Source organism: Amycolatopsis sp. NPDC047767, from assembly GCF_040704195.1.
GTDB lineage: Bacteria > Actinomycetota > Actinomycetes > Mycobacteriales > Pseudonocardiaceae > Amycolatopsis.
In genome coordinates this window covers 1-20,761 of the sequence record NZ_JBEYSJ010000036.1, presented here as the reverse complement: position 1 = coordinate 20,761, position 20,761 = coordinate 1, and the positions used below count along the sequence as shown (strand labels likewise).

The following is a 20,761-nucleotide window of genomic DNA, read 5'->3' as shown; positions in this document are numbered from 1 at the left end:
TCGCCGGTTGGTTGTGTCGTCCGTCGCGCTTGACAATCATGACAGCTGTCATAGCCTTGCGGGGTGACCGAACCCTGGTTCTTCTCCCGCCTCTCGCCGGACGTCCGCCTCGCCGGCACCATCCTCGACGGCGTGCTCCACGGCCCGGCAGCCGTGAAAACGCAGGTCCGCGCCGTCGGGGCGTGCTATTCGGGCATGACGGTCCGCTACCGCGTCGACGCCGGGGACCGGCAGGTGGAGGAGTACACGGCCCAGGTCGGCGAGCACACCATCTTCGGCACCGGCACCTTCCACTTCGACGAACGCGGCGAGATCGACGAGATCGTGGTGAACCACCGTCCCCTGGGGGCGGCGCTGGCGCTGGCGGGGCTGGTCGGGGGCGCGGCCGCGCCGGGGCGGGCGGTTTCCGACGCCGCGCCGGGTCTCGCCGCTTCTGACGGCGCGCCGACTTCGGCCGATTCCGAGGGCGGGACTGCGTCGTCCGCGAGTTCGCGCTGATCCGTTCCTTCCGCCGACTTCCCGAGAGGACCTCCCGATGGCCCGCCTGCTGCTCACCGAGTTCGGCGACCCCGCCGCCTCCGTCCGGCTCGACGACGCCCCGGTTCCGGCGCCCGGGCCCGACGACGTCGTGGTCGAGATGCTCGCCGCGCCGCTCAACCCCGCGGACTTCCTGCTGATGCGCGGCCTCTACGGCGTCCGCCCGGCGCTGCCCGCGACCCTCGGCGCGGAGGGCGTGGGCCGGGTCGTGGCAGGCGATGCCGAGCTGATGGGCAAGCGCGTGCTGATCCTGCCGACCATGGAACAGGGCCTGTGGGCGGACGAAGTGGTGCTCCCGCGGCGAAACGTCCTGCCGATCCGCGAGGACGCCGATGTCCTCCAGCTGTCCATGCTCGCCGTCAACCCCGCGACGGCGTACCAGCTGCTGCGCTCGCACGGTCAGTTGGAGCCCGGTTCGTGGATCGCCCAGACCGCCGCCAACTCCGCCATGGGCCGCTACCTCATCGCCCTCGCCCGGCGCGCCGGCCTGCGCACGCTGAACGTCGTGCGCCGCCCCGACGCGGCCGCCGAAGTCCTCGCCGCGGGCGGCGACCAGGCCGTGGTCTCCGACGGCGACCTCCGCGCCTCCCTCAAGTCCGCCCTCGCCGGCGAGCAGCTCTCGCTGATCCTCGACGCCACCGGCGGCCCGGTCGTCAAGGACCTCACCCGTTCCTTGAAGGACGGCGGCACCGTCGTCACCTACGCCTTCCCCGAAGGCGCCCCCCGGATCTCCCCGGCGGACATCGTCTTCCGCGGCATCACCCTGACCGGCTTCTGGCTGATGAACTGGCTCCGCACCGCCCCTGCCCACGAAGTGACCGCTCTCTACGACGACCTCGCCGACCTGGTGGCCACCGGCGAACTCACCGCGCCGGTCGAGGCGACCTACCGGCTGGCGGACTACGAGGACGCCTTCGCCCACTCCCTGACCGCCGGCCGCCGCGGCAAGATCCTCTTCACTTTCGGTGCAGAGTGACCCCTGGTCCGAGCTTGCCGACGTTCGCCGCGACGGTTTCGGGCCCCAGCCGGATGGTGATCTCGAGATCGGCGAACGGCGCGAGGTCGACCTCGCCCTGGAAACCGGTCAAGGTCAGGTAGCGCAGCGACGCTTGTGCGGCGAGCGGAGCCACGTCGATGTCCGAGCACTGGATGAACGTGACGCTGCGAACGTGGTGCGATGCCAGGCAGCTCAGGTCGAGGTCCGAACATCCGGTGAAGGTGAGGTACCTGACGCCGGTCAGTGACCCGGCGACCGTCTTGAGGTCCTCGGTGCTCGTGTCCGGGCCACACGTGGTGGCGATGATCTTCGCCGGTTCCGCGAGGTGGCAGACCCAGGCGCCGGGTGAGTTGTTCGCCAGGAAGATGCCGTTGAGGTTCGGCATCCCGCCCAGGAACGAGAAGTCTTCGACTTCCGCGGCGTTCGTGAGGTAGAGGTTTTCGAGGCGGGTCAGCCGGGCCAGCGTCGGGAGTTCCTTCGGCCAGCCCGTCGTGAAGTTCAGGAACAGGAAATCGAGCTTCGTGAGGTTGCCGAGTTCGGGGAGCGAGCCGGGAGCCAAGTCTCCGAGCAGCACCAGTTCCTCGAGGTGGCGCAACCGGCCCAGCTCGTGAACTTCCTCCTCGACGGGGCCGTGGTCCCACAGGTCCACCCTGGTGCGAACGAGGTTCTTGAGCCGGTGCAGGAAAGGAAGGGCGCCCGCGAAGTCGATCTCGGTCCTGCCGCCGATCTTCCGGGTCAGGGGCGCGGCGGCCAGAACCCGGTCGGCGTAGGTCTCCGGGTCGAAGTACTTCCAGCCCGCCACCAGCTCTTCCTGGACCTTCGAGCGCAGGTCGGGTGCATACCCGGCCAGCGTCTCGAGCGCCGCCGGTCCGTTCACGAGGGCCGCGGTGCGGACGCAAGCCGCTGCCTGGGCCGCCGAGAGATCGGCCAGATCCTTCGGCAGGTAGTCCAAAATGGACTCGCCGACCGTGGCGAGCGAGCGGCTTTCGCGCACGCTGCGCGGCGGCACCAAGCCTCGGACGGCCGTATCGACCCGGGCCAGCACCTCCGGTGGTGCCAAGACCGCGGTCTCCCGGCAGGCGGCGGCCAGCAGCAGCAACTGCCGGGCGGTCCTCGCCGAGGCCGAAGCCGCCGCGGCCAAGATCCCCGACAGCAACCGTCCTCGCTGATCAGGGCTTGCCTGTGCGCAGGCCATCAGCACCGTCTCGCGCCACAGGTCGGAGCGGGCGTGGCTCACCAGGAGGTCGATGCTGTCCCGGTCCACGGCTTCCCCGGCGGCCAGGAACTCCTGGAAGGTCCGGTGGATGAAGTCCACCCGACCGGCGACCGGCTGCCGGATCACGCCGCTGCGTTCGATGAGGTGGTCCAGCAGCACGTCCGCAGACTCCGAAACCCCGGGCATGCCCCGCAGCCGCGACGAGATCCGCGCCAGAGCCTGCTCGCGGGACATCTCCGTCCGGCCGTTCTCGTTCAGCCACCAGGCCAACGCCCGCAGCAACGCGAGTTTCTCCGCCACCGTGGCCTGGATGTCGTCGCCGGCAGACACGTTGCGGTCGGCGTCGCGGCGTTCCAGCAGCATGTCGAGGGCCGCGGAGTACAGGGCGAGGCGGTCGCGGGGCAAGCGCGCGCGGCGGTCGAGGTTCAGCGCGCACACCATCGCGCACAGCAGGGGACTGCGGGCCAACGCGCGGAGATGCGGCCGGGCCTGCAGCTGCGCCAACAGGGCGCGCTGGTGTTCCGGCACCTCCTCCGGGCGGCAGGGCAGCAGGTCGGGTGCGGACGTGGAGTCCAGCAACGCCGCGTGCCAGCGGCGGAGGAAGACCTGGACGTCGGCGGCGCTCATGGGTTCCAGCACGACCGAGCGGAACCCCTCGGCCAGCAGCCACTTCGACGTCACGGCGGTCGGGCGGGAGGTCACCACGACGCGGATGTCGGGGTAACCCGCGAGCAGGTCGCGCAGCCACGTGCGGACGGCGGGCCGCCGGGTGGCGACGAGCTCGTCCACGCCGTCGACGAGCACCAGGGCCTCGCCGGATTTGAGCCGGCGGTGCACCCACTCGCGCGGCGCCGGGCCCCACGGCGGGGAGCTCGGCTGGGTCAGGAGCTCGTCGCCGCGGGGCAACGGGCCGTCGGCGAAGTCGCGCAGCTTGACCAGGAACGGCACGCAGCCGTTCCAGCCCGCCAGCTGGTCGGTGAACGCCGAGCGGGCGGCGTTGACGGCCAGCCAGCGCAGCAGCGTGGACTTGCCGGCGCCGGCCTCGCCGCGGATCACGGTGAGGCGGCTGCCGCCCAGCGCCGCCTCGACGCGGATGTTGTCCGTCGCCTGGCGCGCGCCCGGGTCGTCGCCCGGCCGGCCCGGCACGCCGCGGTCACGCGGGCGCCGCGCGGCGCGTTCGGCGTCCGCGGTCACCGTCAAGCTCAGGTACGCGACGCTGAGCGTGGTGCGCGGTTCGTAGGAGTGCGTGGTGAGGCCGATGACCTCCAATCGCTCGTAGGAGCGCACGACGCGGTCGAGGTACCGGCGGCGGAACTGCGCGTCGAAGTCCGTGCCCTCCGGCGCGCCGAGCTCGCGCGAAGGCAGCCGGTCGAGGACGCGGTCGATGCCGTCGAGCACGGCCCGCAGCCGGCGCAGCTGCTCCACACCCACGGCGGCGTCGAACTCCGGCAGCTCCCTGACCAGGTGCGTCAGCACGACACAGGCGCGGTCCAGCCCGATCTCGAACAGCCGCTCGGCCGGCGAAGACAGCGCGGCCCGCGCCACCGGCCATTGCGCGCGCACCGCGGTGGCCAGCGCCGAAGGATCCAGGTCGGCCGCGAACAAGCCGGTGTCGGACAGGTCGGCGGCGAGCAACGCGTCCGCGACGGCGGCCAGCGCGGCCTCGCGCTCGTTTTCGGCCAGGCCGTGGGCGGCGTCGGTGAGGCCCGGCCTGAGCCGTTCCGCCACGTCGTCCTCGATGCTCGTCAACGCGGCCAGCACGTCGCGTTCCTGGCGGCGCAAGGGGAACCGGGCCCGCACGAGTAACGCGAGGTCACGGCCCCGCCGGCCGGCCGCCTTCTTGTCGGCCAGCCACTGCAAGGCGACCTGCTTCGCCACGGCCTCGCCGACCTTCAGCACCGCGCTTTCGATGACCGTGACGCCCCCCTGAGCCGGTTTCCGTGCCGGACAGTGTGGCACAAACCCGTGGCGCGCAAGAAGAAAGCCGCAGGTCCCGAAAGACCTGCGGCTTTCCCCAGTGGCAGGACCTCAGTGACCGACGGCCGCCCGCACCGACTCCTTCAGCGAGCCCAGCGTGGCGATCACCGCGGTCGGCTCGTACCCGCAGTGGGCCATGCAGTTGTCGCACCGCGGGTCCTTGCCGCGGCCGAAGGCGTCCCAGTCGGTTTCCTCGATGAGCTCCTTGTAGGTCTTCGCGTAACCGTCGTCGAGGAGGTAGCACGGGCGCTGCCAGCCGAGCAGCGAGTAGGACGGGATGCCCCACGGGGTGCACTCCAGGTCGCGCTTGCCCTCCAGGAAGTCGAGGAACACCGGCGAGTGGTTGAGGCGCCAGCGTTTGCGGTTGCCGCCGCCGAAGGCCTTCGTGAAGAGCTCGCGCGTCTGCTGCACGCCGAGCCAGTGTTCCTGGTCCGGGGCCTTCTCGTAGGCGTACGCGGGCGAGATCTGCATGTTGTCGACGCCCAGGTCGTTGAGGTAGTTCAGCACGTCGACCACGTCTTCGGCGGTGTCCCCGTCGAAGAACGTCGTGTTGGTCATCACGCGGAAGCCCTTTTCCTTGGCGAGCTTGATCGCCTCGACCGCCGCGGCGAACCCGCCCTCCTTGCGCACCGACGCGTCGTGGCGCTGCTCGAGGCCGTCGATGTGCACCATCCACGCGAAGTTGTGGTGGGGCTTGAACTTGTGGATGTGCTTGTGCAGCAGCAGGGCGTTGGTGCAGAGGAACACGATCTTGCGACGGTCGAGCAGCTGCTGCACGATCTCGTCGATCTTCGGGTGCATCAACGGCTCGCCGCCGGCGATGGACACCATCGGCGCGCCGCTCTCCTCGATGGCGCCCACGGCCTGCTCCACCGGCATGCGCTGCTTGAGCAGCGTGTGCGGTTGCGCGATCTTGCCGCAGCCGGCGCACTTGAGGTTGCAGGCGAACAGCGGCTCAAGCTCGACCAGCAGCGGGAACTTTTCCTTGCGCAGCAGCTTCTGCTTCATCAGATAACCGCCCAGTCGCACGGACTGACGCAACGGCATGGCCATGGCTCAGAGCACCTCCCGAGGTAGGGTGAAAGTGATTTCTTCGTCCGTCAGCCGGCTTTCGGCGACGGTGACCGGCCCGAGTCCGCCCAGGCCCGCCACGACCTCGTCCACGAGGTGCGGCGGAGCCGAGGCGCCCGCGGTGAGTCCGATCCGGCCCGCGCCGGCCAGGCGGCGCAGGTCGATGTCCGAAACTCCGTCGACCAGCACGGCCGGCGTGCCCTCTCGCTCCGCGACTTCCACGAGCCGGCGCGAGTTGGACGAGTTGGCCGAGCCCACCACCAGCACGAGGTCGACCTCGCGCGCGATCGCCCGCAGCGCCTGCTGCCGGTTGGTGGTGGCGTAACAGATGTCGTCCTTGCGCGGCGCCGACAACCCGGGGAACCGCTCGCGCAGCACGCCCGCGATCTCCTCGGCCTCGTCGAGCGCCAGCGTGGTCTGCATGGTGTAGGCGACCCCGCCGGTGGCGGTCACGGTGCGGGCCGCCGCGACGTCCTCCACCACCACGACCGAACCGGGTGCCTCCCCGACGGTCCCTTCCACCTCTTCGTGGTCGGCGTGCCCGATGAGGAACACCGTGTCGCCGCGGCCGCTGTAGCGGCGCACCTCGTTGTGCACCTTGGTCACCAGCGGGCACGTCGCGTCGATCACCGACAGGTCGCGCTCCGCCGCGTCGCGCCGCACCGCCGGGGTCACGCCGTGGGCGGCGAACACGAGCGTCGCGCCCTCCGGCACTTCCTCGACCTCGTCGACGAACACCGCGCCGCGCTCCTGCAGCTGCCGCACCACGTGGGTGTTGTGCACGATCTGGCGCCGCACGTACACCGGCGCGCCGTGCTTGGCCAGCGCGCGGTCCACGATGTCGATCGCCCGCTCCACGCCGGCGCAGAACGACCGTGGGCTCGCCATCAGCAGCTGCCGCGGCCCGGTCGCCGCCGCCCACGCCGTGAGTGCCGGCCCGGCCGCCCGCAGGCTGCGCAGCCCGGCCAGGCCGTGGGAAACCGTGCCGGGCCGCACAAGCGGTGCACCAACGGTGTCCACAATGGACCGAACGACGGCGAACGGCTGCCCGGGGGCGGCAAGCCGGTGGGACTCCATGTCGACGGCCAGCGCACCCGAGGCGGCCAGCGTTTCGCGTTCCCGTTCTCCCACCACGTGGTCGACCCCGAGCACCGGTCCGATGTGGACCGTCAAACCCAGCCGCCGCAACGCGCCGGCGAGCAGGGGAGCGGTCGGCACCGCGACCACGCCGTCCGGCCCGCGCACCTCGTCGGCCACCACCAGGTCACCCGGCCGCACGTGGGAAGCGAGCCCGCCGCCGATCCCGGCGACGAGACGAGGTCCCTCGGGCAGGCGCGCAGCGGTGGCCGCCGCCCGTCGCGGGCCCAGGCCCGTGCGCACCACCGGCAGGCCGGCGGCGCGCAAGGCCGCCCGCTCGATCCGCAGCGGCGCGCACAGCACGGCCGGTCTCACGAGCCGCTCCGCACGTACCGGCCGAGCGCCGACAGCGGGAACACCACGCGGTAGAGGTGGTACGACAGGTAGAAGTCGCCGGGAAATCCGGTACCCGTGTGGAAGTCCTCGTCCCAGCCCCCGTCTTCGCGCTGCTGCTCGCACAGCCACGCCACGCCCTGGGTCGTCGCCGCCGAGTCCCGCTCGCCGGCGGCCAGCAGCGCGAGCAGCGACCACGCGGTCTGCGACGGCGTCGACTCGCCGCGGCCCGACCACTTCCCCGGGTCGTCGTAGGAGCGCAGGTCCTCACCCCAGCCGCCGTCGGGGTTCTGGTGCTCGGTCAGGTACCGCACGGCGCGGCGGATCCGGATGTCGGACGCGGGAACGCCGGCCAGCACCAGCGCGGGCACGACCGCGCCCGTGCCGTAGACGTAGTTCGCGCCCCACCGGCCGAACCACGAACCGTCGGCCTCCTGGTTGTCCAGCAGCCACTTCACGCCGCGGCGGCATTCGATCGTGTCCGCTTTGCCCTCGGCCGCCAGCATCTCCACGACGTGCGCGGTGACGTCCGCCGACGGCGGGTCGATCACGGCGCCGAAGTCGCAGAACGGCAGCTTCGTGGCCAGCACCTGAGTGTTGTCCGCGTCGAACGCGCCCCAGCCGCCGTCGCTCGACTGCATGCCTTCGAGCCACTTCACGCTGCGGTCGATCGCGGCGCGGATGCGCAGGTGGTCCGGCCGGCCCATGCGCCGCAGCGCGAGCACGACCTCGGCGGTGTCGTCGGTGTCGGGGTAACCGTCGTTGGCGAACTCGAACGCGAACCCGCCGGGCGCGAGCGACGGGCGGCGCACCATCCAGTCGCCCGGCACGGTGATCTCCTCGCCCAGCATCCACTCCGTCGCGCGCACCAGCGTCTCGTCGCCAGGGGAGACGCCCGCGTCGAGCAGCGCGGTCATCGCGAGCGCGGTGTCCCACACCGGCGACTGGCACGCCTCGAGCCGGCGCACCCAGCCCTGCTCGGTCTCCTCGCGGATGGTGAAGCTCTCGAGACCTTCGAGCCCGGCCTTGAGCGCGGGGTGGTCGAGCGGGTAGCCCAGCAGGTGCAGCGCGAGGATCGAGTACACCCACGGCGGCTGGATGCCGCCCCACGAACCGTCGGACTCCTGGCGCGCGAGGATCCACTCGGCGGCCTGGCGCATCGCGACCTTGCGCACCGGGTTGAACGGCAGCTTCGCGTACGTGTGCAGTGCGGTGTCGAGGTTCTGGAACACCCCGTCCCACGACCACGGCGCCGCGGACTTCTTCGGGCTCTCGCCGACGCGCAGCTCGGCGACGTCGAACGGCAGCCGCCGCTTCGGCCGCAGCGTGCCGACGATCGTGAGCGGCACGATCGTCTGGCGCGCCCAGCACGCGAAGTCGTAGACGTTGAGCGGAAACCACGAGGGCAGGAAGATCAGCTCCGGGGGCAGGTTCGGCAGGTCGTCCCACGACCACTGGCCGAACATCGCGAGCCAGATCCGCGTGAACACACGGGTGCTCTCCAGGCCGCCGTTCGCGCGGATCCAGCCGGCCGCCTCGGCGAGCCACGGCGCGTCGGCCGGGTCACCCGCCAGCCGCAGCGCGACCCACGCTTCGACCGTGGTCGACAGGTCCGCCGGGCCGCCGGGGAAATTGGCCCACGTGCCGTCGTCGCGTTGCTGCGACCGGATCCAGCGCGCCGACTCCTGCTTCTGCTGTTCGGTGAGGATGCCGAGGAACTGGCGCAGCAGCAGGTCTTCGGCGTCCATCGTGACGTTGGTGGCGAGCTCGCCCTTCCACCAGCCCGCCGCGTCCTGCTCCCCGCGCAGGAACCCGACGCCGGCGGCGAGGGTTTCTTCCGGAGTACGCGAGCCTTCGCTCGGGGTGTCCGAAGTGGACGTCCCGGGGACGGTCTGCGTCATTCACGCCTCCCTGTGCACGATGAAACGGGCGATGCCGATGAGCTCCTCGCGTGGCCCTTCGGGGATTGCCGACAGCGCGCGCTCGGCCGTCCCGACGCGGCGCGCGGCCTCGGTCGTGGCCCACTCGCGGCCGCCGGCCGACTCCACGAGCGCGGCGACGCGCGCCAGCTCGGCCTCGTCACCCGTCTCCTCGCCCGCGAGCCATTCCGCGAGCTCGCGGCCCTTCGCACCGCCGTGGGTGATCGCGTAGGTGACGGGCAGCGACTTCTTGCGCGCCCGCAGATCGGAGTACACGGGCTTGCCGGTCACGGCCGCGTCGCCCCAGATGCCGAGCACGTCGTCCACGAGCTGGAACGCCAACCCGACCTCTTCGCCGAACACCGCGAGGGCGTCGACGGTCTCGGCGGGCGCGCCGGCGAGCACGGCGCCGATCGCGGCGCTGCAGGACAGCAGCGCGCCGGTCTTGCCGCCGGCCATGGTGACGCACTCGGGCAGCGTCACGTCGTCGCGCTGTTCGAACTGGACGTCGAGCACCTGGCCGTGGATGAGGCGGCGCGTGGTCTCCGACAGCAGCAGAGCGGCGGGGATCGCGTGCGGGGAACCGCTGTCCAGCACCACTTCCTGCGCGAGAGCGAGCATCGCGTCACCGGTCAGGATGGCGGCCGGCGCACCCCAGAGCGCCCAGACAGTGGGGCGGTGGCGGCGTTCGGTGTCGCCGTCCATGAGGTCGTCGTGGACGAGCGAGAAGTTGTGCACCAGCTCGACGGCGACGGCTCCGGGCACGCCGGTCTCGGCGGGTGCGCCGGCGGCCAGCGCCGAGAGCACCGCGAGCGCGGGCCGCACGGCCTTGCCGCCGTTGCCGCTCACCGGTGTGCCGTCGGCGTCGGTCCAGCCGAGGTGGTACGCGCTGATCGCGCGGCTGGTCTCGTCCAGCCGGTCGACGGCTTCACGCAGCGCCGGCTGCACGGCGTCACGGGTGCGGCCGAGTGTGGCCGGCACCGCAGGGGCCGCCTCGGCGGCGGGTCGCATGGTGGCGGTCATGCTCCGACTCCCTCCTTCTCCTCGTGCACGTTCTTCTCGAGGAGGGCGGTCGCCGCGGCCGCACCGCTGCGGGCAGCGCCCTCCATCGTCGCGGGCCAGCCGGTGGCGGTCCACGCCCCGGCCAGGTAGAGCCCCCGTGCGGACGTCTCCGCGCCCGGGCGCAGCGACGCCGTGCCCGGGCCGGGCCGGAACGTCGCGTGCCGTTCCCGGGTCACGAAGAAGTCCAGCACCTGCGCGCCGCGCGCTTCGGGCAGCAGCCCGGTGAGCTCCGGCAGCAGGCGCTCGCGCAACGTCGCGGTCGGCAGGTCGATCAGGTCGTCGGCGGCCGAGAGCGACATCGCCAGGTACTGGCCCGTTTCGAGGCCCGACTGGCGCGTGCGGTCGAAAACCCACTGCATCGGCGTGCGCACGCCGGCCACGAACGGCTCCTCCAGCACGCGGCGGTCGAGCACCACGTGGACGTTCACGATCGGCGAGCTGCCCAGCCCGCCCGACCACCCGGGCGGCAGCGGGATCGCGCCCGGTGGCGCGAGTTTCTCCGTGACGGGCGGGGGAGCGGCGAGCACGACCTGGCCGAACGTGGCCTCGCCGTCATCGGTGCGCACCCGCCAGCCACCGGCCGTCTCCTCGACGCTGCGCACCTTCGTGCCGGTCCGCACGTCGGCGCCGGCCGTGGTGAGCGCGTCGAGCGCGGCGTCGCCGTGCAGCTCGCGCAACGGCACGAGCGACCAGCCGATGTCGGCCGCGGCCGGGTCGGTGAGCAGGCCCTCCTGGAACACCGTGGCGGCCAGGGAAAGCGACGCTTCGTCGGCCGTCGCGTTGAGCGTCGCGACCCCGACGAGGTCCCACAGCGCCTCGATCGCGGCGGCACTCTGCCCGTGGCGGCGCAGCCATTCGCCGAACGACTGCCGGTCGGTGCGGTCGTCGGTGGGGTCCACGCGGCGCAACGCCAGCGCGGCCAACGCGAACCGCGCGCGATCCAGCGGGCGCAGGGGGTCGTAGCGCAGCAGGGAGGCGGCCAGGTGCAGCGGCGCGGGCAGGTCGCCGCGGCGCAGCCACGTCGACTCCGTGGAGCCCGGCGTGCGGATCGGGATCTCCAGGCGGGGCTGCAGCATCACGCGGTCGGCGACGCCGAGGCGGTCCAGCAGCGCGAGGTAAGCCGTGCAGCAGCGCAGGAACACGTGCTGGCCGTTGTCCACGTGCAGCTCGCCGCGCGTGAACGAGTGCGTGAGCCCGCCCAGGTGGGGCCGCGCCTCGAACAGCGTCACCGGACGCCCGGCGTCGGCGCAGCGCAGCGCGGTCGCGATGCCCGCGAGCCCGCCGCCGACGACCGCGACCTCGGCCGTCATCGGCCGATCCCCGTGAGCGCCCGAACCGCGACCACCGCCTTTTCCCGGCCGGACAACGAAAGCCTGCGGTCGAACACGAGCGAGGGCTGCTCGTCGATGCGGTCGAGCAGCGTGCGGTAGATCCCGGACATCGCCGTGCAGCACGCGGCGCTGCGGCGGTCGAGCGAGGGCACGAGCTTCAGGCCGCGGGCGTACCAGTCGCGGGCGCGGGCGGCGCTGAAGTGGACCAGTGCGGTCAGCCCGCCGCCGTCGTCGGCCAGCCGGCCGTCCTCGCCGACCTTCAGCTCCACGCCGAACCGGTCGAGGTCCTCCTTGGGCAGGTAGACGCGTCCGTTGAGGAGGTCCTCGCGGATGTCGCGCAGGATGTTGGTCTGCTGCAACGCGATTCCGAGCTCGTCGGCGTATGTCGGCGCGTCGGGCTCCGGCTTGCTGCCGAACACGCCCAGGCACAGCCGCCCGACCGAACCGGCGACGCAGCGGCAGTACTCCACGAGGTCCTCGAAGCGCACGTACTCGCGGCCGGTCACGTCCATCTCCACGCCGTCGAGCAGCTCCTCGAACGCGCCGAGCGGGATCGGGTAGCGCCGGGCCGCGTCGGCGACCGCGAGGTACACCGGGTCGGTGCTCGCGGACAGGTCGCCGAGCGACTTGCGGATGTCGGCCAGGCCCTGCAGCTTCGCCTCGGGTGGCAGATCGCCGTCGCCGATGTCGTCGACGATCCGGGCCAGCGCGTAGACCGCGCACAACGCCGAGCGCTTGTCGGGCGGCAGCAGCCGGATCCCGTAGTAGAAGTTGCGCGCCTGCTCCTTGGTGACCAGCGCGCAGTGTTCGTACGCCTCTTCGACCGTGCTCATCCCGACCGCCTCCCCGTCTTGGGCTCACCCACCTGCAGCCACACGAGCCACGCCAGCACATCGGCTTTGCCCGGCTTGGCCTGCGTGGCGAGCACGTCTCCGTTCGTCTTCCGCAGCGCGTCGACGGTCGCCAGCCCGCCGGCCACGAACCCGCTCACGGCCAGCCGGCCCCAGCCGTGCAGGAGCCCGACCAGACCAGCGCCGCTGCCCAGGAGGGCCGCGGCGCGGTCGATCTCGAAGCGCATCAGCTCTCTCAGCCGGCGCGTGGCCCGCGCCTCGCCCAGTTCGTCCTCCGCGACCCCGTAGGCCGCGAGGTCCTCCTGCGGCAGGTAGATCCGGCCGTTGCCGTGGTCCTCGGCCACGTCCTGCCAGTGCTCCAGCAGCTGCAGCGCGGTGCACACGCGGTCCGAGAGCTCCTCGGCCTCGGGGTCGTGCACGTCGAACAGACGCAGCACGATCCGGCCCACCGGGTCGGCCGACAGCCGGCAGTACGCGCGCAGGTCCTCGTACGTCGCGTACCGCGTCACATGCTGGTCCTGCAGGTTGGCCTCGATCAGCCGGCGGAACGGCTCGAGCTCCACGCGCCCCGCGCGCATCGCCGGCACGAGGCCGCGGATCGCGGGGTCGGTGGGCGGGGCGCTGTCGAAGGCGGCCGAGAGCTCGTCGCCGAACGCCTTCAGCAGCGCGATGCGGTCGCCGTCGGCTTCGTCGCCGAGGTCGTCGATCGTGCGCGCGACGGCGTAGACGGCCTGCAGATCCGACCGCAGCCGCCGGGGCAGCACCCGGAGCGCGACCGGGAAGTTCTCCGCGTGCCGCTTCTCCAGCAGACCGTCCGTGTCCGCTGCGTGACCGTCAGGTGAAGTCGATCTCATCGAACACAGTCTGACTCGCACTTATGGGCGGCTTCTGCAACCGGAAGAAGAATTTTGCTGGCTTCGACTTGGCACGAGCGGACAAAGTGGGGTCAGGATAAGGCGGACCGACCCCGTAGACCTGCTACCTGCTACGGAAGGACAAGCTGCGCACATGGGATCAGACCAGGTGACCCGTCTGGGTGAGCTGGAGACTGTCGTGACCAGGCGACTCCCAGTCATCCTGAACGAAGTTCGTGATCAGCTCGTCGAGCAGCACCCCGACTACGCTGCGTTCCTCACCGAGGAGCTGGCGGAGATCGTGACGGCCAGCGCCGGGTTCGTGCGCCGGCTCATCAACCTCGCCGAAGATCCGGACGAGGACCTGCCGGAGCTGGGCTCGGGCGTCGAGCAAGTGGTCTTCGAGGAGATCGGGCGGACGCAGTACCGCCAGGGCCGGCGGGTGACGAGCCTGCTTTCGGCCTACCGCGTGGGCGCGCGGGTCGCGTGGCGCCACGTGTCTGAGGCCGCGCTGGACCTCGAGGTGCCCGCGGAGCTGTTCGCCTCGCTCGCCACCACGGTGTTCGCGCTGGTGGACCAGCTGTCGGAGTCCTCGCTCAAGGGCTACCTCCAGGAGCAGTCCGACGCCGTGCGCATGCGCGAGCGGCTGCGCGACGAGCTGACCGAGCTGCTGCTCTCCGACCGCGCCGACGGGGCGGCGGTGCAGGCCGCGGCGCTGCGCGCGGAGTGGCGGCTGCCACGGTCGGCCGCGGTGGTGCTGGTGGAGGACGAGAACCAGCTCGGCCGCGAGCTCGTGGCCCGCCTCGACGACACGTGCCTGCGGCTGCGCCGGCCGGGCCAGCTCGTGACGATCGTGCCGGACCCGGGCGGACCGGGCCGGCGCGCGTGGCTGGCCCGGGCGCTGCGCGGCGGTGGCGCCGTGGTCGGGGCGACCGTGCCCGTCGACCGGCTGCCGGCGAGCCTGCGGATCGCCGAGGTGACGGCCCGGCTGCGCCGCGACCGCCTGCTGTCCGACGACCCCGTGTTCGCCGACGAGCACCTCGACGCGATCATCGTGCACCGCGACGACCGGCTGCTGGAGGTCCTGCGCAAGCGGTCGCTGGCCCCGCTGGACGAGCTCAACGACTCCTCGCGCGAGCGCCTCCAGACCACGCTGCGCTCGTGGCTGCTGCACCTCGGCGACCGCAAGGCCGTGGCCGAGGACCTGCACATCCACCCGCAGACGGTGTCCTACCGCCTCGGCCGCCTCCACGAGCTGTTCGGGCCCGCGCTCGACGACCCGGACGCCCGGGCGACATTGCTGCTGGCCCTGGCGTGGGGCCCACCGGGAGGGCAGACCGACCCGCAGTGACGTGCCCCGTGCCACACGGCGTGCGAGGAATAAGGGTTGCCCTCAGAATGGTTAGCAGGGCTAAGTTTGTTGACGGCGGGGAGACACTGCTGTCATGACCCGGAGGCAGGGAGGTGCCGTGCTCGGTCTGCGCCCGAAGCGGTCAGCTTTCGGCGCCGAACCGCGTCGCGAGCGCGCGGTACGCGCCGGGCACCGCGCCACGCAGGGCGACCGGGACGCGCAGCCAGCGGGGCACGTAGTAGTCGCCGGGCCGGTGCGTCGCGCGGACGACCGCGGCGGCCACGCGCTGGGCGGACACGGGCCGGGGGGTCGTGCGGGTGTAGGGGCGGCCGCGGCGCTCGAAGAACGCGGTGCGCACCACGCCGGGCACCACCACGCCGACCTCCACTCCGGTGCCGTGCAGCTCGAAGCGGAGGCTGTCGGCGAACGCGTCGAGACCGGACTTGGTCGCCGCGTACACGGCTTCGCCCGCGACGCCGGTGCGCCCGGCGATCGACGTCACGAACACGATCCGGCCGTGACCCCGCGCCAGCATGCCGGGCAGCAGCGCGCGGGTGAGCTCGAGCGGCGCGGTCAGGTTCACCGCGACCAGCTGTGCGAGGAGCTCGGGGGACAGCTCGGTCAGCGGACCGGCCCAGCCGAGGCCCGCGTTGTTCACGAGCGTGTCGACGCGGCCGGTGACGGCCAGCGCGCGCTCGGCCAGCTTGCCGGCGGCTTCGGGATCCGCGAGGTCGGCTTCGAGAGCGGTGCCGCCCGTGTGCGCGGCGAGCGCGGCCAGGCGCTCGCGGTCGCGGCCGTGCAGCAGAACATGTGTTCCGGCGGCGGCGAGCAGCCGCGCGGTGGCTTCGCCGATACCCGAGGAAGCGCCGGTGACGAGCGCCGTGCCGCGGGGAGCGGGCATCAGACGGTGGTGAGCGCGGGCTTGCGCGAGGCCATCCGCAGCACGATGCCCTCCGAGCGCAACGAGCGCCGGAACCACAGCAGCGAGCCGACGATCGCCAGCGCCACCAGGCTGTACGAGCCCGCGGTGCTGACCATGAGGAAGTTGCCGACGGTCGCCTTCGCGAGCATCACCAGCGTCACGGAACCGTTCACGGCGAACACGAGCGCCCACAGCACCGACACGCGCTGGAAGAAGCGCCGCATGCCGGGGTGGCCCGAAAGCGTGTCCGGGAACGAGCAGAAGTCCCCGGCCAGCCGCGCGAGCAGCGGCTTGTTGAACGGCGCGGACACGAGGAACAGGCTGGCGATCACGAAGTTCTGTAGGGTCGGCTGCAGGAAATACAGGAAGGCACTGCCCGTGGCCAGGCCCAATGCGGTCCGGGCGATCAGCAGCGCCGAGGTGAGCCACAGGACCGCGGGGACGGGCTTGCGCATCACCAGGCGCGTCACGATGACGACGACCGACCAGCACAGCGCGGCGATGACTCCGCTGTCGAAGCTGACCAGAGTCAGGAGGAGGTAGAACAGGCCGGCCGGTACGAGCGTGGACTCCAGCAGATGCCGACCCCCGCCCACGACCAGGTTGCGGAACGAGGGGAGGTCGATCGTCATGTGGTGTCGCATGCGGTTCAAGTACCTCCGGTGCGGGGTGACCATCCCCCCACGGCCCACGAATTTTTCAACAGCATAGGCACGGCGGATGGGAATGGTGTGAGGTGAGTATTCCATGAGTGTCACGGGGGTGTCGCTTTTCGTGGCCGTCCCTGCCGCGGTGCTGGGCGCGGCGTGCATGGGGATCGCCAGCGCCGCCCAGGCAAAGGCGGCCAAAGAGGTCGAGCCGGCGAACCCGCTCGATCTCACGTTGTTCAGGCGCCTCGTCGGGCGACCATTGTGGCTCATCGGCATCGTGGCGACCGTACTGGGGCTCGTCCTGCAGCTCGTCGCGCTCGCGTTCGGGCCGTTGCTGCTGGTCCAGCCGCTGCTCATCACTTCGCTGATCTTCGCCGGGTTCGTGTTCGCGCGGCTCGAACGAAGAGGCCCCGACCGGGTGATGAGCGCGGGCTCGGCGTTGTGCGTCACCGGGCTCGCCGTGTTCCTGGTGATCGCGCGTCCCAGCGGCAACGGCGACGTGCTCGTCACCGGCGCCTCGCTGCTCCCGCTCGGCATCGCACTGGCCGTGGTGACGATCGCGGGTCTCGCGCTCGCCGCGCTGACCCACTCCGGCTCCGGGCGCGTGCTCGGGCTCGCCGTGGCCACGGGCGTGCTCTACGGCCTGACCGCCGGCCTGATGAAGGTCGTCGCCGGGCAGTTCCGCCAGGGCGTGGACGAACCGTTCAAGCACTGGACGCTCTACATCGTCTGCGTGGTGGGCCCGCTCGGGTTCCTGCTCAGCCAGAACACCTTCCAGCAGGGCCGCTACCTCACGCCGGCGCTGGCCGTGATCACGGCGCTCGACCCGCTCGTGGGGGTCGCGATCGGGCTGTCGTGGATGGGGGAGAGCGCCAACGGCACGCCGTGGGGGCTCGCGGGCGAGGCGTTCGCCGGTGCCGTGATCGTGGTCGGCATCGCGATGCTCTCGACGCGCGCGGCGCACCTGGACGTGGCCGCGATCGAGGAAGAACACGAACACGCCGAGGCCGAGCACGCCGGGTCGGACCCCGACGACGGGTACGGTCTGGCCGGATCCACCTGTTGACATGCAGTTGGTGACCGCCGCTCGCGGCACCTCTGGCGAAGGGGGCGCGTTGGAGCGCGTGCTGATCGTCTCGGCGAACATGGGGGAAGGGCACAACGCCACCGGACGGGCGCTGGAGGGCGCCGTGCGCGAGCGCTGGCCCGCCGCCGAGGTCAAGTGGCTCGACGCCCTCGACCAGCTGGGGCCGGGGTTCGGGGGCCTGTTCCGCCGCATCTACGTGGCGAACGTCGAGACCACCCCTTGGCTGTACGAGTTCTTCTACGACGCCATCTGGCGCCTCGCGTGGTTCGCGGCGGCGTCGAAGCGCTTCACCGCGTCCTGGTGCGGGCGGCGGCTTGCGAAACCGGTGGCGGACTTCGCGCCGGACCTCGTGCTGTCGACGTACCCGATGGGCACCGCGGGACTGGCGTGGCTGCGCCGGCGCGGGAAGCTGCGGGCGCCGATCGGCGCGTGGGTGTCGGACTTCGCGCCGCACCCGTTCTGGGTCTACGGCTCGGCCGACCTCACGATGGTGATGCACGACGTCGCCGTGGGCCTGGCCCGCCGGTGCGCGCCCTCAGCCGTGGTGGGGGTGTCGGCGCCACCCGTGCGCGCCGAGTTCCGGCCCGGCGACCGCGCGGGCGCGCGGCATCGGCTGGGACTGCCGCCGGAAGCGTTCGTGGCGCTGGTTTCGTGCGGCTCGCTGGGCTTCGGCGACGTCGAGGGCACGGTGCGCGAGCTGCTCGCGGCCGGGCCCGAGGTGCTGCCCGTGGCGATCTGCGGCCGCAACGAGGCGTTGCAGCACCGGCTCGAACGGCTCGGCGAGCCGCGGCTGCGGGTCGTCGGCTGGACCGACCGGATGGCCGACTACACGATCGCCTCCGACGTCGTGGTGACCAACGCCGGCGGCGCGACCGGGCTGGAGGCCCTGGCGTGCGGGCGGCCCGTGCTCATGCACCGCCCGATCGCCGCGCACGGCAAGGCCAACGCCCGGCTGATGGCCGAGGCCGGTCTCGCGCTCGTGACCGAGAAGGACGGTGAGCTGACCGGTTCCGTCCGCACGCTGCTCGCCGAGCCGGAGCGGCTCAAGGCGATGGCGGAGGCGGCCACCCGGCACTGCGACTCGGCGACGTCGCTCACGGCGGCGCTCGAGTCGCTCGTGGACTCTCCGCTCAACCCGGCGCCGCAGCGGCTGCGGCCCGAAGACGCGCTGTTCCTCCACGTCGCGACCCCGCAGGTGCCCCAGCAGGTCGGCGCTGTGCTGATGCTCGACCCGAAGGCCGACGGTTCGCGCCCCACCCACGCGGACGCCGTCCACCTGCTGTCGGCGACGCCCGGCCTGCGTGCGCGGCTGCTGCCGGGTGGCGGCCTGTGGCGGGCGAAGTGGCAGGAGGACCCGGCGCGCAGCGCCGACGGCATCCTCGGCGACGTCGAACTGCCGGCGGGCAGCGAGCTCGAATCCTCGCTCACCGCGCAGATGGACGACTTCTTCTCCGAGCCCGTCACCCCGGACCACCCGGTGCGGGCGCGGCTCGTGACGGGCCTGGAAGGCGAGCAGGGCGCGTTGCTCATCGCCCTGCACCACGCGGCGAGCGACGGCATCGCGGTGATCGGCGCCCTCGTCGGGCAGGCCCGTGGCAAACCGCCGCTGGACCCGCCGCCGGCGCCGCTGCGGCGCAGCCGGCTGCGTGGCGCGGCCGACCGCGTGTCGGCCGTGACGCGGAAACGGCCCGGGCGCAGGAAGGAAGCCGAGGAGCTGGCCCGCGGCGTCTGGGCGCTCGCGCGGGCGGGCACGGCGCCGCGCGTGCCGTGGGAGACCGGGATCTCGGGCCCGCGGCGGCATTACGCACGCGCCCACCTGTCGGCGCCGCAGGTGCGGGCGGCCGCCCGCAAGGTCGGCGTGCCCACCACGGACTTCGTGCTCGCGCTCGTCGCGGAGGCGGTGCACCAGGAGCTGGGCGCGGCCGCGCCGGAGCGGGTGCGGGTGCTGATCCCGATGTCCATTCGCGACACCGGCACGTTCCGCCAGCTGGGCAACCACACGGGGGCGGCGAGCGTCGACCTGCCGACCGGCGCGATGTCGCTGGCCGAACGCGTGCGCGCGACGCGGGAGCTGCTGGCCGAGCAGGTGACCCGCGGCGCGCCGCGGGCGGGCAACGCCGTGGTGCGCGTGATCGGGATCCTGCCGCCGTGGCTGCACCGGCGCGTGGCACGGCTCGTCTACCGCGGCACCTGGTTCAGCATGATCGCCTCGGTGCTGCCGGGCGCGCGTTCGCCGGTGGTGCTCAACGGTTCCCTCGTGCGCACGGTGTACCCCGTGCTGTCGCTGGCGCCGGACGTGCCGGTGGCGGTGGGCGTGATGACGTGGGCCGACCGGTTCACCGTGTGCGTGACGGTGCCCGCCGGCCACGCCGCGCGAGGCGACCGGCTGGCGGGCACCGTGACCTCGGCGTTCGCCCGGTTGCAGTCCGAAGCGGACTGACCGTCAGGAGAAGTGCGTGGTCGGCCGGGGGATTTCCCGGCCGTCGACGAACAGGTCGATCTTCTCGTTGTAGAAGCAGATCAGGTTGGAGATCGCACTGAGCGAGCGCGTCGGGAAGTCGTAGGACCAGGCCAGGTCCTGGTGCAGCACGTCGCCGACGCGCACGGACCAGTAGCCGGTGGTGGTGCCCTTGTACGGGCATTCGGTGACGGTGCCGGTGGGCACGAGGTGCGAGAAGTCCACCTCGGTGCGGTTGAGGTAGTACCGCGTCGGCAGGCCGGTCTCGAACAGCAGGACCGGGGACGACGACTCCGCGAGCGTCCGGCCTTCCAGCGCGACGCGCACGTGCCGGGTGGAGCGCAGGGCGTCGACGCGCGTGTACGGGCTGCGCGGGTGGACGAACACCTGCTCGTCCTCCTCGAACCACGCGTCGAGGGCGGCCCACTCGAACCGGACGTGGTCCGCGAGCCCGGCGGCGGCGTCCTCGCCGTAGAGGCGCGCGGCGGCGGGCTTCACCTGGTCGCCCGCCTTGAGGGTCTGGCGGCGCGCGGTGCCGCGCTTGAGGTGCTGCGGGTGGTTCTCGTCCACGAGCACGCCGGGCGTCACGTCGGCGAACGGGATGTAGTACTGCGGGTAGTTCGGCCACTCCCACACGTACAGCGCGCGGGTGGTGTCGAGCACCGTCTCGCCGCCGAGCACGGCGCGGATCCGCCGGGGCACGGGCTCGACGTGGTCGGTCGGGGTGATCGCGTCCGGGTAGTCGCGCATCGGGATCTCCTCGGGTCGGCCGGGCCTTGGTCCGTGACACGCGCCGGTGGGGCAGCGCCGGCCGCGCGGGAACTGTGCTGAAAAAGAAGGCGGTGAAAAAGAAGGTGCTGAAAAACGCGCGGCGCGCGGACGTGAGTCCGCGCGCCGTCGTGATCAGGTCGTCGCCCGCTTGGGCAGCTTCCACCCGGGGCGGGGGAAGTGGCAGGTGTAGCCGTTCGGGTACTTCTGGAGGTAGTCCTGGTGCTCGGGCTCGGCCTC

The 20,761-nt window shown here is 72.2% G+C and carries 16 protein-coding genes and 1 pseudogene; 5 read left to right on the top strand and 12 right to left on the bottom strand.

Going from position 1 to position 20,761, the window contains the following annotated elements; genetic code table 11:
- Positions 1–63: 63 nt before the first annotated feature.
- Positions 64–498, top strand: a complete 435-nt coding sequence (locus AB0878_RS40460; protein ID WP_366586735.1) for a hypothetical protein — start codon at positions 64–66, stop codon at positions 496–498.
- 37 nt (positions 499–535) lie between these two features.
- Complete coding sequence (locus AB0878_RS40455) at positions 536–1,513, top strand: zinc-dependent alcohol dehydrogenase family protein (protein WP_366586732.1); 978 nt, start codon at positions 536–538, stop codon at positions 1,511–1,513.
- Here the strand turns inward: AB0878_RS40455 and AB0878_RS40450 are convergent.
- From AB0878_RS40450 to hpnC, 8 genes are all read right to left on the bottom strand, one after another.
- Entirely contained in the window at positions 1,494–4,649 is a 3,156-nt protein-coding gene (locus AB0878_RS40450; protein WP_366586729.1) for an NACHT domain-containing protein, read from the bottom strand. The genes AB0878_RS40455 and AB0878_RS40450 overlap by 20 nt on opposite strands.
- A 129-nt stretch (positions 4,650–4,778) precedes the next feature.
- Positions 4,779–5,780, bottom strand: coding sequence for an adenosyl-hopene transferase HpnH (gene hpnH / locus AB0878_RS40445; RefSeq protein WP_366586726.1), 1,002 nt, complete (start codon positions 5,778–5,780; stop codon positions 4,779–4,781).
- A 3-nt stretch (positions 5,781–5,783) separates the two neighbouring features.
- On the bottom strand, positions 5,784–7,250 hold the full coding sequence (gene ispH / locus AB0878_RS40440) for a 4-hydroxy-3-methylbut-2-enyl diphosphate reductase (protein WP_366586724.1): 1,467 nt from the start codon (positions 7,248–7,250) through the stop codon (positions 5,784–5,786).
- Positions 7,247–9,169, bottom strand: coding sequence for a squalene--hopene cyclase (shc, locus tag AB0878_RS40435; RefSeq protein ID WP_366586721.1), 1,923 nt, complete (start codon positions 9,167–9,169; stop codon positions 7,247–7,249). The genes ispH and shc overlap by 4 nt, the downstream gene beginning before the upstream one ends.
- The gene (locus AB0878_RS40430) at positions 9,170–10,210 is read right to left on the bottom strand and encodes a polyprenyl synthetase family protein (protein ID WP_366586719.1); all 1,041 of its coding nucleotides are present in this window, start codon (positions 10,208–10,210) and stop codon (positions 9,170–9,172) included. It abuts the gene before it with no gap.
- Positions 10,207–11,559 (bottom strand): hydroxysqualene dehydroxylase HpnE, encoded by a 1,353-nt coding sequence (hpnE, locus tag AB0878_RS40425; protein WP_366586717.1) that lies wholly within the window; start codon positions 11,557–11,559, stop codon positions 10,207–10,209. Before hpnE ends, AB0878_RS40430 begins: the two co-directional genes overlap by 4 nt.
- A complete protein-coding gene (gene hpnD / locus AB0878_RS40420; protein ID WP_366586715.1) occupies positions 11,556–12,413 on the bottom strand; it encodes a presqualene diphosphate synthase HpnD in 858 nt (285 codons plus the stop codon). Before hpnD ends, hpnE begins: the two co-directional genes overlap by 4 nt.
- Positions 12,410–13,285 carry a squalene synthase HpnC gene (gene hpnC / locus AB0878_RS40415; protein ID WP_366586713.1) on the bottom strand — a complete coding sequence of 292 codons (876 nt, stop codon included), beginning with the start codon at positions 13,283–13,285 and terminating at the stop codon, positions 12,410–12,412. Before hpnC ends, hpnD begins: the two co-directional genes overlap by 4 nt.
- A gap of 199 nt (positions 13,286–13,484) precedes the next feature.
- On the opposite strand from hpnC, the gene AB0878_RS40410 reads away from it, so the two are divergent.
- A complete protein-coding gene (locus tag AB0878_RS40410; RefSeq protein WP_366586710.1) occupies positions 13,485–14,636 on the top strand; it encodes a helix-turn-helix domain-containing protein in 1,152 nt (383 codons plus the stop codon).
- A gap of 142 nt (positions 14,637–14,778) precedes the next feature.
- Here the strand turns inward: AB0878_RS40410 and AB0878_RS40405 are convergent, their stop codons facing one another.
- Together AB0878_RS40405 and AB0878_RS40400 are read right to left on the bottom strand one after the other, a co-directional pair.
- Positions 14,779–15,537, bottom strand: a complete 759-nt coding sequence (locus tag AB0878_RS40405; RefSeq protein ID WP_366586707.1) for an SDR family NAD(P)-dependent oxidoreductase — start codon at positions 15,535–15,537, stop codon at positions 14,779–14,781.
- Complete coding sequence (locus AB0878_RS40400) at positions 15,537–16,190, bottom strand: VC0807 family protein (RefSeq protein WP_366586704.1); 654 nt, start codon at positions 16,188–16,190, stop codon at positions 15,537–15,539. Before AB0878_RS40400 ends, AB0878_RS40405 begins: the two co-directional genes overlap by 1 nt.
- A gap of 115 nt (positions 16,191–16,305) precedes the next feature.
- Here AB0878_RS40400 and AB0878_RS40395 point away from each other — a divergent pair, with 115 nt between their 5' ends.
- On the top strand, positions 16,306–17,274 hold the full coding sequence (locus AB0878_RS40395; protein WP_366586701.1) for a DMT family transporter: 969 nt from the start codon (positions 16,306–16,308) through the stop codon (positions 17,272–17,274).
- Position 17,275: 1 nt separating this feature from the next.
- A complete protein-coding gene (locus AB0878_RS40390) occupies positions 17,276–19,735 on the top strand; it encodes a WS/DGAT domain-containing protein (protein WP_366586699.1) in 2,460 nt (819 codons plus the stop codon).
- A 3-nt stretch (positions 19,736–19,738) separates the two neighbouring features.
- Here the strand turns inward: AB0878_RS40390 and AB0878_RS40385 are convergent, their stop codons facing one another.
- Positions 19,739–20,503, bottom strand: coding sequence for a DUF427 domain-containing protein (locus AB0878_RS40385; RefSeq protein ID WP_366586697.1), 765 nt, complete (start codon positions 20,501–20,503; stop codon positions 19,739–19,741).
- Positions 20,504–20,656: 153 nt separating this feature from the next.
- Positions 20,657–20,761, bottom strand: a pseudogene (locus AB0878_RS40380) (peptide-methionine (S)-S-oxide reductase); the annotation flags it as partial.

Bases quoted from the DNA above. Each gene is read 5' to 3' on its own strand.
- AB0878_RS40455 (WP_366586732.1), top strand. From the start codon at position 536: ATGGCCCGCCTGCTGCTCACCGAGTTCGGCGACCCCGCCGCCTCCGTC.
- hpnH (WP_366586726.1), bottom strand. From the start codon at position 5,780: ATGGCCATGCCGTTGCGTCAGTCCGTGCGACTGGGCGGTTATCTGATG.
- shc (WP_366586721.1), bottom strand. From the start codon at position 9,169: ATGACGCAGACCGTCCCCGGGACGTCCACTTCGGACACCCCGAGCGAA.
- AB0878_RS40430 (WP_366586719.1), bottom strand. From the start codon at position 10,210: ATGACCGCCACCATGCGACCCGCCGCCGAGGCGGCCCCTGCGGTGCCG.
- hpnE (WP_366586717.1), bottom strand. From the start codon at position 11,559: ATGACGGCCGAGGTCGCGGTCGTCGGCGGCGGGCTCGCGGGCATCGCG.
- hpnD (WP_366586715.1), bottom strand. From the start codon at position 12,413: ATGAGCACGGTCGAAGAGGCGTACGAACACTGCGCGCTGGTCACCAAG.
- hpnC (WP_366586713.1), bottom strand. From the start codon at position 13,285: ATGAGATCGACTTCACCTGACGGTCACGCAGCGGACACGGACGGTCTG.
- AB0878_RS40405 (WP_366586707.1), bottom strand. From the start codon at position 15,537: ATGCCCGCTCCCCGCGGCACGGCGCTCGTCACCGGCGCTTCCTCGGGT.
- AB0878_RS40400 (WP_366586704.1), bottom strand. From the start codon at position 16,190: ATGACGATCGACCTCCCCTCGTTCCGCAACCTGGTCGTGGGCGGGGGT.
- AB0878_RS40395 (WP_366586701.1), top strand. From the start codon at position 16,306: ATGAGTGTCACGGGGGTGTCGCTTTTCGTGGCCGTCCCTGCCGCGGTG.
- AB0878_RS40390 (WP_366586699.1), top strand. From the start codon at position 17,276: ATGCAGTTGGTGACCGCCGCTCGCGGCACCTCTGGCGAAGGGGGCGCG.
- AB0878_RS40385 (WP_366586697.1), bottom strand. From the start codon at position 20,503: ATGCGCGACTACCCGGACGCGATCACCCCGACCGACCACGTCGAGCCC.